The sequence below is a fragment of the Ohtaekwangia kribbensis genome (assembly GCF_042676245.1).
Classification (GTDB): Bacteria; Bacteroidota; Bacteroidia; order Cytophagales; family Cyclobacteriaceae; genus Ohtaekwangia; species Ohtaekwangia kribbensis.
The window spans coordinates 15975-31366 of the sequence record NZ_JBHTKA010000014.1; the positions used below are offsets into that span (position 1 = coordinate 15975).

At 43.0% G+C, this 15392-nt stretch carries 23 protein-coding genes; 21 read left to right on the plus strand and 2 right to left on the minus strand.

Annotated elements, in window-relative coordinates; all coding sequences use genetic code 11:
• The first annotated feature begins 90 nt into the window (after nt 1-90).
• Nucleotides 91-3528: a DUF748 domain-containing protein gene (locus ACFQ21_RS25910; protein WP_377584461.1), complete on the plus strand. Its 3438-nt coding sequence runs from the start codon at nt 91-93 to the stop codon at nt 3526-3528.
• Nucleotides 3529-3614: 86 nt separating this feature from the next.
• Complete coding sequence (locus ACFQ21_RS25915; protein WP_377584464.1) at nt 3615-4238, plus strand: hypothetical protein; 624 nt, start codon at nt 3615-3617, stop codon at nt 4236-4238.
• Here the strand turns inward: ACFQ21_RS25915 and ACFQ21_RS25920 are convergent.
• Together ACFQ21_RS25920 and ACFQ21_RS25925 are read right to left on the minus strand one after the other, a co-directional pair.
• Nucleotides 4208-5176, minus strand: a complete 969-nt coding sequence (locus tag ACFQ21_RS25920; RefSeq protein ID WP_377584466.1) for an ABC transporter ATP-binding protein — start codon at nt 5174-5176, stop codon at nt 4208-4210. The genes ACFQ21_RS25915 and ACFQ21_RS25920 overlap by 31 nt on opposite strands.
• Nucleotides 5173-6183: a FecCD family ABC transporter permease gene (locus tag ACFQ21_RS25925; RefSeq protein WP_377584469.1), complete on the minus strand. Its 1011-nt coding sequence runs from the start codon at nt 6181-6183 to the stop codon at nt 5173-5175. Before ACFQ21_RS25925 ends, ACFQ21_RS25920 begins: the two co-directional genes overlap by 4 nt.
• Before the next feature lie 417 nt (nt 6184-6600).
• Here ACFQ21_RS25925 and rplC point away from each other — a divergent pair, with 417 nt between their 5' ends.
• The 19 genes from rplC (at nt 6601) to rpmD (ending at nt 15392) form a co-directional block, all read left to right on the plus strand.
• A complete protein-coding gene (gene rplC / locus ACFQ21_RS25930) occupies nt 6601-7233 on the plus strand; it encodes a 50S ribosomal protein L3 (protein ID WP_377584471.1) in 633 nt (210 codons plus the stop codon).
• A complete protein-coding gene (gene rplD, locus ACFQ21_RS25935; RefSeq protein ID WP_377584474.1) occupies nt 7233-7865 on the plus strand; it encodes a 50S ribosomal protein L4 in 633 nt (210 codons plus the stop codon). The genes rplC and rplD overlap by 1 nt, the downstream gene beginning before the upstream one ends.
• The gene (gene rplW, locus ACFQ21_RS25940) at nt 7865-8152 is read left to right on the plus strand and encodes a 50S ribosomal protein L23 (protein WP_377584477.1); all 288 of its coding nucleotides are present in this window, start codon (nt 7865-7867) and stop codon (nt 8150-8152) included. Before rplD ends, rplW begins: the two co-directional genes overlap by 1 nt.
• Before the next feature lie 10 nt (nt 8153-8162).
• Nucleotides 8163-8987: a 50S ribosomal protein L2 gene (gene rplB, locus ACFQ21_RS25945; RefSeq protein WP_377584479.1), complete on the plus strand. Its 825-nt coding sequence runs from the start codon at nt 8163-8165 to the stop codon at nt 8985-8987.
• Nucleotides 8987-9265 (plus strand): 30S ribosomal protein S19, encoded by a 279-nt coding sequence (gene rpsS, locus ACFQ21_RS25950; RefSeq protein WP_079690064.1) that lies wholly within the window; start codon nt 8987-8989, stop codon nt 9263-9265. Before rplB ends, rpsS begins: the two co-directional genes overlap by 1 nt.
• 2 nt (nt 9266-9267) lie before the next feature.
• A complete protein-coding gene (rplV, locus tag ACFQ21_RS25955; protein ID WP_377584483.1) occupies nt 9268-9738 on the plus strand; it encodes a 50S ribosomal protein L22 in 471 nt (156 codons plus the stop codon).
• Nucleotides 9738-10571, plus strand: a complete 834-nt coding sequence (gene rpsC / locus ACFQ21_RS25960) for a 30S ribosomal protein S3 (protein ID WP_377584486.1) — start codon at nt 9738-9740, stop codon at nt 10569-10571. Before rplV ends, rpsC begins: the two co-directional genes overlap by 1 nt.
• A 33-nt stretch (nt 10572-10604) precedes the next feature.
• Nucleotides 10605-11027, plus strand: a complete 423-nt coding sequence (gene rplP / locus ACFQ21_RS25965) for a 50S ribosomal protein L16 (protein WP_377584490.1) — start codon at nt 10605-10607, stop codon at nt 11025-11027.
• A 5-nt stretch (nt 11028-11032) separates the two neighbouring features.
• Nucleotides 11033-11230 (plus strand): 50S ribosomal protein L29, encoded by a 198-nt coding sequence (gene rpmC / locus ACFQ21_RS25970; RefSeq protein ID WP_377584493.1) that lies wholly within the window; start codon nt 11033-11035, stop codon nt 11228-11230.
• Between the two features lie 19 nt (nt 11231-11249).
• A complete protein-coding gene (rpsQ, locus tag ACFQ21_RS25975; protein ID WP_377584496.1) occupies nt 11250-11507 on the plus strand; it encodes a 30S ribosomal protein S17 in 258 nt (85 codons plus the stop codon).
• Nucleotides 11508-11567: 60 nt separating this feature from the next.
• Nucleotides 11568-11936 carry a 50S ribosomal protein L14 gene (gene rplN, locus ACFQ21_RS25980; protein WP_079690070.1) on the plus strand — a complete coding sequence of 123 codons (369 nt, stop codon included), beginning with the start codon at nt 11568-11570 and terminating at the stop codon, nt 11934-11936.
• 3 nt (nt 11937-11939) lie between these two features.
• Nucleotides 11940-12281, plus strand: a complete 342-nt coding sequence (gene rplX / locus ACFQ21_RS25985; RefSeq protein ID WP_377584499.1) for a 50S ribosomal protein L24 — start codon at nt 11940-11942, stop codon at nt 12279-12281.
• A complete protein-coding gene (gene rplE, locus ACFQ21_RS25990; RefSeq protein WP_377584502.1) occupies nt 12281-12832 on the plus strand; it encodes a 50S ribosomal protein L5 in 552 nt (183 codons plus the stop codon). Before rplX ends, rplE begins: the two co-directional genes overlap by 1 nt.
• Nucleotides 12833-12840: 8 nt before the next feature.
• A complete protein-coding gene (rpsN, locus tag ACFQ21_RS25995) occupies nt 12841-13110 on the plus strand; it encodes a 30S ribosomal protein S14 (RefSeq protein WP_377584505.1) in 270 nt (89 codons plus the stop codon).
• Between the two features lie 216 nt (nt 13111-13326).
• Nucleotides 13327-13725 carry a 30S ribosomal protein S8 gene (gene rpsH, locus ACFQ21_RS26000; RefSeq protein WP_377584507.1) on the plus strand — a complete coding sequence of 133 codons (399 nt, stop codon included), beginning with the start codon at nt 13327-13329 and terminating at the stop codon, nt 13723-13725.
• Nucleotides 13726-13740: 15 nt separating this feature from the next.
• Nucleotides 13741-14292: a 50S ribosomal protein L6 gene (rplF, locus tag ACFQ21_RS26005; RefSeq protein WP_377584510.1), complete on the plus strand. Its 552-nt coding sequence runs from the start codon at nt 13741-13743 to the stop codon at nt 14290-14292.
• A 35-nt stretch (nt 14293-14327) separates the two neighbouring features.
• Nucleotides 14328-14678 (plus strand): 50S ribosomal protein L18, encoded by a 351-nt coding sequence (gene rplR / locus ACFQ21_RS26010; RefSeq protein ID WP_377584513.1) that lies wholly within the window; start codon nt 14328-14330, stop codon nt 14676-14678.
• 10 nt (nt 14679-14688) lie between these two features.
• Nucleotides 14689-15207 (plus strand): 30S ribosomal protein S5, encoded by a 519-nt coding sequence (rpsE, locus tag ACFQ21_RS26015; protein ID WP_079690077.1) that lies wholly within the window; start codon nt 14689-14691, stop codon nt 15205-15207.
• A 5-nt stretch (nt 15208-15212) separates the two neighbouring features.
• Nucleotides 15213-15392 (plus strand): 50S ribosomal protein L30, encoded by a 180-nt coding sequence (gene rpmD, locus ACFQ21_RS26020; protein ID WP_377584516.1) that lies wholly within the window; start codon nt 15213-15215, stop codon nt 15390-15392.

The window sequence follows — 15392 nt, forward strand, 5'->3', positions numbered from 1 at the left end:
TTCAATTCGTTATGATAACGATGCTCCGGTGCTTCTGATTTTAATTACCACCAAAGGTTTAGTATCTTGTAAATAGAGAGAAACAGTTTGATGCCATTGAAAAAATCGTCCCGAAAAATAGTGCTTCGCATCGCTGTTGCTATGATACCACTGGCTATTCTGTTTGGCGGGCTGGTATACGGAAAGCTCTATGGTTTTAAACGCGCACTTTCAGAACTGGTGCAATCCAAAACCGATGGCATGTATACCCTCAGCATAGGACGTTCATCCATTGATATGCTGGCCCTGACGTTTACACTTAATGATGTAAAAATAGTACGGTCGCCTAACGCACCATCCAAAGGTATACTGGGGGTAACAATTCCCTATATGCAGTTGAAGTTCGGATCCATCGCATCCATGTCCATGGTGCAGCAGTTTGATATCAAGAACCTTATTATCGATGAACCGATCATCGAGATCGATGCACAGCAACAACAACGCAGCACTACCGCGCGGATAAGCACTAGCAACGTATCGTACCAGGTGGTAAAACTATACCCTGCTATAGAATCATTGCTGGGTAGGTTTGATATCGAGTCGCTCTCTATTCGCAGGGCAACCGTGGGGATGAAAAATATAGCACGCACGTCAGTAAGACTAAACCTGGTTGATCTGCTCGTAGAGCATTGGAATATTCAGAACCTCACACCGGAGAGTCAGATACAATTAAAAGTTGGTGCGCAGGCACTTGTCTTTCCCAAGGCAGCACTAAATTTTTCCGGTATAGAGTTTAACTTCCGGCAGCATCATTTACAATTTACAGATTTCAATTTTACGTCACTTGACACGGTGTCGCAGTCACGGGTGGAAGTATCTGGTAAATCACTCTTGCTGCAGCGACTCGACTATAAAGCTCTTTATGAAAATCAGCGCTATGCTATTAAACGCGCTATGATCGATCAGCCGCATGTTATAGCCGAATTCAAATTGAAGAAGGATACCACCCGTATTAAAGATCGCGACCTGCTCACGCGTATTCTCAAGCAGGCTATAGGCGAGTGTTCGATTGATAGTACCGTAGTGCGCGATGCGCGTATTCACCTCGTTGTGCAGAAGGATAAAGACTCTGTTAAAATTGATTTACCCCACGTAAACATAAATGTATATGCCTTTAAAGTAATCCGCGACAGCAGCGCTTTCCAGGTGGGTGGACTTGAAGTAGGCCTGGATCGTACAGCTATTGCGCTGCGCAGAAATTTATCGTTCAATTGTAATACGATACTGTTCGATAAGTATCGCGATCTCACCCTGACAGATGTTGTATTGTACGATTCTGCCAGTCGCAAGAATATAGCGAACTGTGGCAAATTGAAATTAAAATATTTTAACCTGCTGGATTTTGCTTTCGATAAAAAAATTCAGGCCGATGAACTTAGTGTAGAAGATGCTGATGTTAATCTTACTCCCGAAAGGATCAAACGAAAGGGTGATGCAAAGACTGCTGATGACAAAATTGATAATGTAAACGTGCGGCTGTTATCATTCAAAAACGTAACGGTGCGCTATGCTGATGAAGACAGGTCGTTACGGGTAAATAATCTTTCACTAACCGTGAACAATTTAAAGACTCAGCCTGCGGGAGGTTTTATATATACTGTCAGTGATATACGATTTGCCAATGCATGGGTACGAAACACTTCGGGAACGCTGGTATCCAAAATGAAAGGTGTTGATTTTGATGGTCGCTTGTTGCGCGCTGCCGAGGTAGATGTTCAAAAAGATAGCTTGCACCTGCATGCCAAACAGATCATGGCATTGAAGGAAGGCGATGAACCGCTGCAAAAAAACTATAAGCATTGGAAGGCTATACATTTCAATTCGCTGGAAGTAACGGGAAGGCTACCCGCCCGTGCCGGTAAAAAGGCGAATGATGAACCGAAAGACGATTTGTTTGAATCGATCGGACAACTCTCGATCGGTAATGCTAAGATCAATTTACATCGCGATCAGCGATATATAGCATGTTCCGGCAAAGACCTGGAAATTGAAAAGATGATTTCGGAAAATGGACATGTAAAGTTTGATTCTATTCGCGGGCAACTTTCCGATGTGGATGTAAAACTCAAAACATTGTGTGTGCAGGTCAGCAAGATGGCAATGAACTATCCGGCACGTTTTCAGGTAACAAATCTTCAGGTCAAAAAAAATAACATCGAAATTTCAGCTCCCGCTCTTGATCTGAATAACCTGGTACGCGATGAAGATTTTTGGAGTGCGCGTAAACTCAGGGCGAACAAACTCGAAATCATAAAAGATGGTAAACTATATTTCAGCTCCGATGCTATCGTGATGAACGATGCCGAGGTAGCAAAAGATGAGCCGCCATCTGTAAAACGACTCGAAGTATATAATCCGCTATTGATCGTACCGGAAGCAGGTCCTAAGCGAAAACGATCTGATCGCGAACGCACTTCATCGTTTGCCATCGTTCAACAGTTTGTCATCCATCCCGGCCAGGTAAAATGGAAAGACAATCAATCACTCACGTTTGGTAAACTGGAGGGAGATACCCGCAGTGGAAACTTTCGTTGTGCTTCTTTGAAAACTGAAACCGAAAAAAGCTCGGTCCAGGTTTACGATGTAGTGTTAAAGAATAATAAAGTAAATATCGATTCGGTTCACATCAGTCCGCGAAAAGAGTGGATATATAGCAATACGGTTGAAAATGATTTCATCGATGCGCGCTTTCAGGGTATTACACTTCATGGCTTTTCAATCAATGATATGATCGAACACCGGGTTCTGAAAAATGCAGATATAGCCGTAGAGCGTTTTGCGTTTGATATAAAACGTGATAAGCGAATGCCGGATCCCCCAATGGTTGAAAAACCGGTTACGCTGGAGGGTCTGTTAAAACTTCCGCCATCTATAACGATCAATCGCGTTGATTTGAAGAATGGCAGGATACAGTATACCGAAACCTCTGAAAAGATCGGCGAAGATGGTGTGGTGGTATTTGAGAATATAGTGGCCAATCTTAAAGTTGGTAAAACACGCGGTGAGCCACCGCTCGTTATGGTCGCAACGGCACGACTATACAACGAAGGATCTTTGCACGTAACCTATGAAACACTAGACTCATCTTCGTTTAAACTCAATGTGCGTCTCAAAGATTTAAATCTTACCGCGCTAAACCGTGTAGTGGTACCGTTGCAAGGCATTCATATCAAATCAGGATACCTGAAAAAATTTGATCTGCAACTCACTGCTGGTGCCGAGCAGGCAAATGGTGCTTCGGTGATCTCGTACAACAACCTGCACCTCGAAATACGAAAGCCTGGTGATTCTGAAAAAAAACGATGGGGCAATGAAGTGCTTACGTTTTTGGCCGATGGCATTTTAAAGAACGGTAAAGAAAACGCCACCACGGTTATCAGTCAGCCGCGCATCAGGCACAAAGCCATTTTTAATTACTGGGTTAAGTCTGCCATGCAGGGCGCTGTGGGCGGAGTTTTGCGCGGAAAACACAAGAAAATCAAGGCCTGAACGGGCCTAAAAAATTCAAACAAACATTGTTGTAACTCTTAATGCATTCTTTTGTATTTTAAGGGCTTGGAGATTGTGTGAGCCCTATGAAAAAGTATGAAAGTAGTTTGGTTAAAGCGTCCCTCTGCATTCTCAGAAACCACCTCTCAATTCTGTTTGTACTGACGTCAGCAGTATATATTATTAATGATTTTAGTCTGCCGGAGATCGATGTGCGACTGGCACTTGCATTCTTTGGACTTTACCTGTTAGGTGTATATAGTTATCTCGGTATAACCAACAATGATTTTATACTGACGGATGATACGCTTGAAGTTGTGGGCAAAGTGCCGTTGTTCAGAAGAAGAAGAAAATTTTTACTGTATGATATCAACATGGCGTTGTTTCGTCATGATTGGACTGTTACAGTAGGAGAGGGCATCAAACCTCGCATTGTTCAGTTTTTTGTGAAGGAGATTTCGCAGTTGTTATTTCCGTTCGACTACAAATGGGTTGAGATCACCACGCATCATACATTTCGATTTTATTGCTTCGGTCTTTCGTATAATTACTTTGATAATAAAGGACCTCTGTTTGAAGACCTTCATAAAGCGTTGCGCGCAAAGGGTATACCTGTAAAGTGGACACGATATGCTTCGATGTTAACGCGAAGCAGTGGGTTTGAAAGAGCACAGGAAAATCAACCGCACAAGTATTTCAGTAAACCCTGAAGCGATGTATACCGGTTATCTCCGATAATCCATACACAAGCGTTATTATTCTGTTCAATTTTTATGGTAGTGTCTCCGTTGTGCTGAACAATCTGAAATCCGTTTCTTTCCAGTGCGTTTCGTGTCCATAGATATTCCGAATCATTCCCGTTCAATTGAATTGTTCGCGCGCGATTTATTTCGTGTTTTACTTTTCCGGTTTTGAGGTCAAAGCCTTTGAAACGAAAAATATCATCGAACGAACCATTCAACACCAGGTCTTCCGGTATGCCGGTGATGATATTTTTCTGGTTGCCAGCGAGCCATATATAGTCTGCAGTCTGAAGCGCTAAATCAAGTTCGTGTGTAGCAATGAGAATAGCCTTGTTAGTTTTGCGCGCCAGGTTCCTCAGCATACGCATGATCTCGACACGATTGTTCAAATCAAGGTGTGCTGTGGGTTCATCCAATAAAATGATTGGTGTAGTCTGTGCGAGTGCCCGCGCAATCATAACCATCTGCAACTGGCCGTCACTTAACTGATATAATTTTTTTGAAATGATATTCCGGATGTTAACCTGGTCGATAGCCTCGTCAATTATGCGGATATCATTTTCGTGTAGGCTTACATTCCAGTTCAGATACGGATAACGCCCGAAGGTAATGAGCTCCTCCACAGTCATACCCGGAGTTGTAATCTTGTCGGTCAGTACAACAGCGATCTGTTGCCGCAGCTCTGCGTTATCAGTATGTATATATATACCTCCTTCTATACTTTTCTGCAAGCCGGCAAGGGTTCGTATCAATGTGGATTTACCGATGCCATTCGGTCCCATAAAGCAAACCAATTCTCCTGCGTATAGTGCAAGATTCTGTTTTTCAAACAATGGTATAGACTGGCCGGTATACCCGATTGAAAGATCTTTTGTTTCCAGCAATGCTTTCTTCACGCTACTCATACCCGCATTTTTGAATGTCTTACAATAACCCATATCACTACAGGCGCCCCGATCAGTGCAGTAATGGCATTGATGGGCAACACTTGTGTACTACCCGGGAGTTGTGATAGTATGTCGCAGAAGAGCATCAGTACAGAACCCCCGATCATTACTGTAGGGATTAATATTTTATGATTGGTTGTCTTGACGAGAAACTTCACGAGGTGAGGCACAGCCAATCCCACAAAAGCAATAGGGCCGCAGAAGGCCGTAACACCTCCCGTTAATATACTGGCAGACAAAATAATCCAGAACCGGGCTCGTTTCATGTTGATACCAATACTGGCCGCATAATTATCGCCCAGCATCCAGGCATTTAAAGACTTAACCAACCCCAGGGCTATACTGCCTCCTAATAGTAATACAGACGCTAATACCAGGAGCTCCGTCCAGTTCAATCCTCCCAAACTTCCAAAGGTCCAGATGAGGTACGTCTGCATTTCTTCCGCGCGACTTATATATTGGAGTACGCTGACGATGGACGAGGTTCCCGCCCCGATCATCAGACCAACGATAAGTAGAGAAACGTTATCGAGAAGTTTTTTGGAAAGTGCGAGCATAATAAGGAATACACCTGTGCACCCCAATGTAGCAGCGATGGCAACTGTCCACGGATTGGGTGTACGCAGGAAACTAATGCCGGCAGCCTGACTCATAAAGATCAGTGATACAGCGAGACTCGCACCTGAACTCAGTCCCAATACATCAGGCCCCGCCAGCGCATTTCGGAAGAGCGTTTGCATTTGCAGTCCGCTCAAAGCCAATGCACCTCCCGCCAGTATGCAGGTCAATGCCTTCGTCATTCTGAAATTCCAGACAATGTCTCTCCATATAGGTTCTGAACTTTCGCCACCTGTCAGAATGGTTACGATCTCTTTAAAAGGAATATGTACACTGCCCAGGGAAAGGTTAAGACCAAACAGTAAAATCAGGAGTAAGGGAAGAAGCAGCCAGCGGTTATTGTTCATTGAAAAAAATAGTATGGATTTCTAAATCCGGCTGAAATTTAGTCACCCTTTTAGCATTTAAAATTCTTTTTTTTCATGGATAAAAGGGTATGGTTAAGACTTCTTGTTGAGGAAGAGCGTTCGGTATAAAAAATAGTTTTGGTGATCATTTTCGATATAATATTCTGCTTTAACTGTCGGAATGGCTATAAATCCTATGAAAAGTGCTGATTGGTTAATCTGCTACAAATGTCAAAAGAAGCAATGATTTCACGATCTGTGACTTATGAGTGGAGCATTATCTCCAGATTTCCCAAAAATTTTGAAACCCACATTTGGTAACTACCCTTTAGTTCCTATCTTTGCAGTCCTTTTTGCAGAAAGAGTCTACTCAACGTATACTTTACAAGCAGAAAGTCCTGAAAAACAAGCACAACTATGCCTGGCATTATAGGAAAGAAAATAGGAATGACTAGCGTATTCGGCCCGGATGGCGAGAATATAGCTTGCACAGTGATCGAGGCTGGTCCCTGTGTAGTAACACAGGTAAAGAGTGAAGAAACGGATGGATACCGCGCTGTTCAACTTGCCTTTGGTGAGAAAAAAGAAAAGAACACGACTAAGGCGGCCATCGGTCACTTTAAGAAAGCCAACACAACTCCTAAAAAAGATGTTGCTGAATTTCGTGATTTCAAAACTGAGTTCGATGGTTTAGTTGAACTTGGCAAAGAGATCCGTATACAGGATATCTTCGTTGAAGGTGATTTCATTGATGCCATTGGTACCTCTAAGGGTCGTGGTTTTCAGGGGGTTGTAAAGCGCCATAACTTTGGTGGTGTAGGTGGAGCTACGCACGGTCAACATAACCGTCTTCGTGCACCTGGTTCAATGGGTAACGCATCGTTCGCATCACGTGTACCAAAAGGTAAACGTCTTGCCGGCCGTATGGGTAACGATCGTGTAAAACTTACCAACCTTCAGGTTGTTAAGATCCTTGCTGATCAGAATTTGATCGTAATCAGTGGCTCTCTTCCCGGAGCTAAGAATTCAACTGTAATCCTTCAGAAATAATGGAAGTAGCAGTATTAAATAATAGTGGTAAAGCAACCTCAAAGAAAGTTACGCTTTCTTCTGACGTGTTTGGCATTGAACCGAACGACCACGCTATATACCTGGATGTAAAAAGCTTCTTAGCAAACCAACGCCAAGGTACACACAAGTCAAAGCAGCGTAACGAAATATCTGGTTCTTCTAAAAAGTTGAAGAAACAAAAAGGTACCGGAGGCGCTCGTGCAGGTAACATTAAGAACCCTCAGTTCAAAGGTGGTGGACGTGTATTCGGTCCTACTCCTCGCGACTATTCATTCAAACTGAATAAGAAAGTAAAAGATCTGGCTCGTAAGTCAGCTCTTTCTTACAAAGCAAAAGATAATTCAATTGCGATATTGGAAGACTTCTCATTTGAGTCTCCTAAAACCAAGCAATTCCTGTCATTGTTGAATGCTCTTGCATTAAGTGATAAGAAAACGCTCCTCGTACTTCCTGAACTTAATAAGAACGTAGTTCTTTCCGGAAGAAATATTCAGAATACGAAAGTTACTACAGCTGATCAGATCAACACCTTTGATGTGATGAATGCTGACAACGTAATCTTTGTAGAGAGCTCTGTTAGTAAAGTTGAGAACTTATTAAATAAAGCATAATGAGTATCCTGAAACAACCATTAGTAACGGAGAAAGTTTCCGCTCTGAACGAGAAAGGCAAATACGGTTTCATCGTAAGTGCTGATGCGAACAAAGTTGAGATTAAGAAAGCCGTTGAAAAGCAATATGGCGTAAACGTGGAGAAAGTAAATACCATGAATGTAATGGGTAAGAAAAAGACCCGCTACACTAAAACAGGTATACTTTCTGGTCGCAGACCCGGCTACAAGAAAGCTGTTGTGACCCTGGCACAAGGTGAAGTAATTGATTTTTATAGCAACGTATAATTTTTGAACGATGGCGTTGAAGAAATTAAAACCAGTAACGGCAGGTACGCGTCATAGACTCGCTACTACATTCGATGATATTACTACATCGAAGCCTGAGAAGTCGCTGGTAACAACAGTAAAAAAGACGGGTGGTAGAAATAGCAATGGGCGCATGACTATGCGTTACATTGGTGGTGGTCATAAGCAGAAACTTCGTGATATCGACTTTAAACGTAATAAGACAGGTATACCTGCTACGGTGAAGTCTATAGAATACGATCCAACTCGTTCTGCTCGTATAGCTCTCCTGTATTATATAGACGGATCTAAATCTTATATCATCGCTCCTGAAGGACTGAAAGTAGGACAGCAACTTGTTTCTGGTGCTGATGTAGCTCCTGAAGTGGGCAATGCTCTTCCACTTGCTAAAATTCCTCTCGGTACGATTGTACATAATGTAGAAATGAAGCCAGGCAAAGGTGGCGCGATAGCTCGCTCTGCAGGTTCATTTGTACAGTTGCTTGCTCGTGAAAACGGCTTGGCAACATTGAAAATGCCTTCTGGTGAAATGCGTAATGTGTTAGATGTTTGCATGGCTACTATCGGTGCAACATCAAACGCTGACCACATGAACGAAAGTGTAGGTAAAGCTGGTCGCAGCCGTTGGAGAGGTGTTCGTCCTCGCACACGTGCTGTAGCGATGAACCCTGTTGATCACCCGATGGGTGGTGGTGAAGGACGTGCGTCAGGAGGTCACCCTCGTTCACGCAACGGTCTGTACACGAAGGGTAAGAAGACCCGTCATCCGAAGAAGTATTCTGATAATTTAATTATATCTAGAAGGAAAAAATAATGGGACGCTCGATTAAGAAGGGACCGTATTGTGACTTCCGTCTTCTCAAGAAAGTAGAAGCAATGGAAAAATCAGGCAAGAAGTCTGTTATTAAGACTTGGTCCAGAAGATCAACCGTAACACCCGATTTGATCGGTAATACGTTTGCTGTTCACAATGGAAATAAATTCATTCCGGTATATGTAACGGAGAACATGGTAGGTCATAAACTCGGTGAGTTTGCTCCTACACGTACTTTCCGTGGACACTCTGGAAACAAGAAAGATAACGCTAGGTAATCATGGCAGAAGTAGCGAAAAAAACTAAACGTTCAGTGCTTAAGCGCGAGAAGCGTGATGCAAAGAAAGAAGCTGCTAAAAACGGCCCTTCTGTAGCGAAACTGAAAAACGTACCAACCTCTCCACGTAAGATGCGTCTGATCGCTGATCTTATCAGAGGCGAGCGTGTTAATAAGGCTCTTAACATTTTGAAGTACGAGCCCAAAGTAGGTGCTCCTAAACTAGAGAAGCTGTTGTTGTCAGCAATCTCTGGCTGGACAGCTAAACATACTGATCTGAAGCTTGAAGAAGCTGATCTATATGTAAAAGATATCTTCGTTGATGGTGGTCGTATCCTGAAGAGACTACGTCCTGCACCTCAGGGAAGAGCTCACCGCGTGAGAAAGCGTTCAAACCACGTAACATTGATCGTGGACAGCTTCAAGAAAAGCGGTGCTGAAGTGGTAACAACTGAAACAGAAACTAAGGAATAATGGGACAGAAAATTAATCCGGTAGCCCTGCGCTTAGGCATCGTTCGTGGTTGGGATTCTAACTGGTACGGTGGCAAAACATTCGCTGATAAACTGGTTGAAGATCAGAAAATCAGAGATTACGTAAAGGCTCGTATTCCTAAAGGCGGAATCGCTAAAATAGTTATTGAAAGAACACTGAAGCGTATTACACTTACTATTCATACTGCCCGTCCGGGTGTTGTAATTGGTAAAGGTGGTACCGAAGTAGATAAGATCAAGGAAGAGTTAAAGAAGATCACCAGCAAAGATGTTCAAATCAACATCTTCGAAATTAAGCGCCCGGAGCTGGATGCGAAATTGGTTGGTGAATCCATCGCTCAGCAGATCGAGGCCCGTATATCTTACAAGCGTGCCATGAAGCAGGCAATTGCTTCAGCAATGCGTGTAGGTGCGGAGGGTATTAAAGTAAAAACATCAGGCCGTTTGGCTGGTGCAGATATGGCTCGTACAGAGCAATACAAAGAAGGTCGTATTCCATTGCATACACTTCGTGCTGATATCGATTATGCGCACTCTGAAGCTCAGACTGTGTATGGTAAAATCGGTATCAAAGTATGGATCTTCAAGGGAGAAATTTACGGCAAGCGTGATCTGTCTCCAAATGTAGGTCTTGCAAGCACTTCAGGCCAGCAAGGTGGTGGCGGTGAACACCGCGGAGGAAGAGGAGATCGCAACGAGCGTGGTGGCGACAGAGGTGGCCGCAACAGAAGAGGTGGCGATAGACGTGAAGGTGGTGGCGGAGGAAGACGCGGTGGAGATAATCGCGGTGGAGGCCAAAAAAGAAACGGTTAATCAGAAGAACAAACGCATTAAAGCCAGGTAACAATGTTACAGCCTAAAAGAACGAAATTCAGAAAAATGCAAAAAGGCCGCGTAAAAGGCATTGCAACAAGAGGTCACTCTATTGCATTTGGTTCATTTGCATTGAAATCTTTGGAAGGTGGATGGATCACAGCTCGTCAGTTAGAGGCGGCTCGTATCGCAGTAACCAGAGCGATGAAACGCGAAGGTCAGGTGTGGATCCGAATTTTCCCAGACAAGCCGATCACCCGCAAGCCAGCTGAAGTGCGTATGGGTAAAGGTAAAGGAGCTCCTGAATATTGGGTAGCCGTTATCAAGCCAGGTACTATTCTGTTCGAAGCAGGTGGCGTAAATATGGCGACCGCGAAGGAAGCATTGAAATTGGCAGAAGGTAAATTGCCAATCAAAACAAAATTCACTGTTAGACCTGATTACGTAGAACAATAAGCACCATGAAAACAACAGACATCAAGGGATTGACTGTAGCCGAGCTGAAGGAAAAGATCGGTGCTGAAAAAGAAGCGCTTCGTAAGCTGCAATTTGCACATCAGATTTCATCGGTAGAAAACCCAATGAAATTGAAAGAAACACGTAAGCTGATAGCACGCCTCAGCACGGAGTTAACCGTAAAAGAACGTGCATCTAAATAGCCCAATAAGAAAATAGGTTATGGAAGAACGTAACGAACGCAAAGAAAGGATCGGTAAGGTTGTAAGCAATAAAATGCAGAAGACCATCACTGTAGCTGTTGACAGAAAAGTGAAGCACCCGATCTATGGTAAATTTGTGAATAGAACTACCAAGTTCAAGGCTCATGATGAGCAGAATACTGCAGGTATCGGAGATACTGTACGTATTGCTGAAACTCGTCCGATGAGTAAAGAGAAGCGTTGGAGATTGGTTGAGATCGTTGAGAAAGCGAAATAATCTCAATCAGATAAGACAACGTTCAGCTTAAAGGATAAACAGAACTGAAGATATAAAGATATGATACGCACCGAATCCAGACTTACCGTAGCAGATAACAGTGGAGCAAAGGAAGTACTTTGTATGCACGTGCTTGGCGGTACCGGAAGACGTTACGCTTCTGTAGGCGACAAGATCGTAGTTACAGTAAAGTCTGCACTGCCTAGCAGCCAGGTGAAAAAAGGAACTGTAACCAAAGCTGTTGTAGTAAGAACTACAAAAGAAGTCAGAAGAAAAGACGGTTCATACATCCGTTTTGAAGATAACGCTGCCGTTCTTTTGAATGCTCAAGATGAACCTCGCGGAACCCGTATATTCGGTCCGGTGGCTCGTGAGCTTCGTGAGAAGCAGTTCATGAAAATTGTTTCATTGGCCCCTGAAGTTATATAAGCCATGGAAAGAAAAAGCAACAAACAACCTAAGTTAGGCCTCCGCAGAGGTGATAAGGTAAGAGTTATCGCTGGAGATGATAAAGGTAAAGAAGGTACGATACTGGAAGTATTGCTTGATAAAAACAGAGCAGTAGTAGAAGGTGTTAATATCGTAACAAAGCATACGAAGCCATCGGCAGGTAAACCTGAAGGCGGCATCAAAAAGACAGAGGCGTCTATTCACATCAGTAACTTACAACTGATTGATCCTGCCAGCGGGAAACTAACCCGTGTTGGTCGTAAGCTTGATGATAAAGGTAAGCTGAAGAGATTTTCTAAGAAAACCGGAGAATTTATTAAGTAATGGCAACTCCAAGATTAAAGGACAAATACACAAAAGAAATTGTCCCTGCTTTAAAGCAGAAATTCGAATATTCATCTGTTATGCAGGTTCCGAAGATCGAGAAGATCTGCATTAACAAAGGTATGGGCGTAGCTGTAACCGATAAGAAATTGATCGATGTTGCTATCGAAGAGATTACAAACATCACCGGTCAGAAAGCTGTCTCTACAAAATCTAAAAAGGCGATCTCTAACTTCAAACTTAGAGAGAATATGCCGATAGGTGTTCGTGTTACCCTTCGCGGTGATAAGATGTACGAATTCCTTGACAGGTTGATGAGTATTGCACTTCCTCGTGTGCGTGACTTCAAAGGAGTTAGCAACAAAGGGTTTGACGGTCGCGGAAACTATACACTGGGTGTGAAGGAACAGATCATCTTCCCAGAGATCTCTATAGATAAAGTGAACAAAATCAGTGGTATGGATATTACATTCGTTACTACTGCAACTACGGACGAAGAAAGTTTTGAGCTTCTGAAAGCATTCGGAATGCCCTTCGCTACTAAAAACTAATATCGAGCATGGCTAAATTATCAGTAATAGCAAGACAGACAAAAAGAGAAAAGCTTGTTGCTACATATGCAGCAAAACGTAAAGCTCTTAAAGAAGCTGGTGACTATGCAGCGCTGGATAAACTTCCGCGCAATGCTTCCCCGGTTCGCTTGAAGAATCGTTGCAAGCTCACAGGTCGCCCAAAAGGATACATCGGTAAATTCGGAGTTTGCCGTAACGTGTTCCGTGAAATGGCTTCAGCAGGTAAAATCCCTGGTCTGACAAAAGCAAGCTGGTAGTAACTCTGGCTTCTTTACACACACAAATCCCACACGATAACCAGTACCTTAAAGTGCTGGAATTAATTTCAAAACATACGGTGCTGAGTATCAAGGTCTCTCGAAGGCTTTCGAGGTGAAACCAGATAACAGTTTGGATAATATAAATTGTTATATATCTTTGCAGCCCGGTTTAAAAAACGCGGGCTTGCTTTTTAATATAAAAGGACGAATAAAATGACTGATCCGATAGCAGATTACTTAACCCGGTTGCGGAATGCCATTAAGGCGAACCACCGCGTAGTGGAGATCCCTGCATCCAACCTCAAGAAAGAAATTACCAAGGTTCTTTTTGATAAGGGTTATATCCTGAACTATAAGTTCGAGGATGTTGCTGACAGACAAGGTAGTATCAAGATTGCATTGAAATACAATCCTGAAACTAAACAATCAGCAATCACAAAGTTAGAGCGCATAAGTACGCCAGGTCTTAGAACCTACGTTGATACCAGCTCTTTACCTCGTGTATTGAACGGTTTGGGAGTGGCTATCCTGTCTACTTCGAAAGGAGTAATTACTGACAAGGAAGCACGTACCCTGAATGTCGGTGGTGAAGTATTATGTTACGTTTACTAATAAAGAGAAAAGCAAATGTCACGTATAGGAAGTAAACCAGTTTCGATCCCGTCAGGTGTTACGTTTAACTTTGCTAATCACAAAGTAAGTGTAAAAGGACCTAAGGGTGAATTACACCAGGCAATCGATCCTGATTTTGTAATAAAGCAGGAAGACGGAACAGTATTAGTTGAGCGCCCAACAGAACAGAAGCGTCATAAATCTATGCATGGTTTATACCGTGCATTGATAGCTAACATGATCGAAGGCGTATCAAAAGGATATAAGCATCAACTTGAATTGGTTGGTGTAGGTTATAAAGCAACTGCTCAATCAAACGTTTTGGAACTTAGCTTAGGCTATTCACACAACGTGTTCCTGGCGGTACCGTCTGAAATTAAAGTTCAGGCTATCCAGGAAAAAGGTCAAAACCCAACGATCATCTTGGAAGGAATTGATAAGCAATTGATCGGTCAGGTTGCAGCAAAAATTAAATCACTTCGCAAAGTTGAGCCTTACAAAGGTAAAGGTATCCGCTTCACAGGTGAGTTTGTTCGCAGAAAAGCTGGTAAAGCTGCTGCTAAATAATTAAACTAATAAAAGCATCATAGAGCAATAAAGCTATGGCAGGCAAGAATAGAGAAAGACGCGAGAGAATAAAGGCCGGTGTTCGTAAAAGAATCAGCGGGACTTCAGAACGCCCAAGATTATCGGTTTTCAGAAGCAATCGCGGACTTTATGTACAAATTATTGATGACATAAACGGTGTTACTGTAGCAGCCGCTTCAACCACTGAACTTGGTGAAAAAGCAAAGCTGAACATTGAGAACTCGAAGAATGTAGGAAAAAAAATTGCTCAAAAGGCAATTGCGTCCGGAATTCAGTCGATCGTTTTCGACCGTAACGGTTATCTGTACCATGGAAATATTAAAGCTTTGGCTGAAGGTGCCAGAGAAGGTGGATTAAAATTCTAAGAACTGAAATATGTCAGTAAGCAATATTAGCACAGTAAAAGCCAGCGAAATCGATCTGAAAGAACGCGTAGTAGCCATTGAGCGTGTTGCAAAGGTGGTAAAAGGTGGTCGTAGATTCAGCTTCGCAGCGATCGTTGTAGTAGGTGATGGTAATGGAGTAGTAGGTTACGGACTCGGTAAAGCCAATGAAGTAACAGATGCCATCACAAAAGGTATCGACGATGCAAAGAAGCATCTGGTTAAAGTTCCGATCATTAAAGGAACAGTTCCTCATGAGTCGCTTGGCAAATTCGGTGGTGGTTTTGTACTGCTGAAGCCTGCTTCACCTGGTACAGGTGTTATTGCTGGTGGTGCGATGCGTGCCGTATTGGAAAGTGCTGGAGTACACAACGTATTGGCTAAGTCGAAAGGTTCTTCAAACCCGCACAACGTTGTGAAGGCTACCTTCAAAGCATTAACCAGCATGCGCGATGCATATACTGTTGCTAAGAACAGAGGAGTTTCATTGTCGAAAGTATTTAACGGTTAAGCATCATGGCTAAAGTACAGATTATTCAAACCAGAAGCATGATTAAAAGACCTGAGACTCAACAGCGTACTATGATTGCATTGGGACTCGGCAAAATCAATAAGGCAGTGGAGGTGGAATTGACTCCTCAGATTGCCGGAATGATTTCAAAAGTGAATCATTTGATCACCGTAAAAGAACTTTAA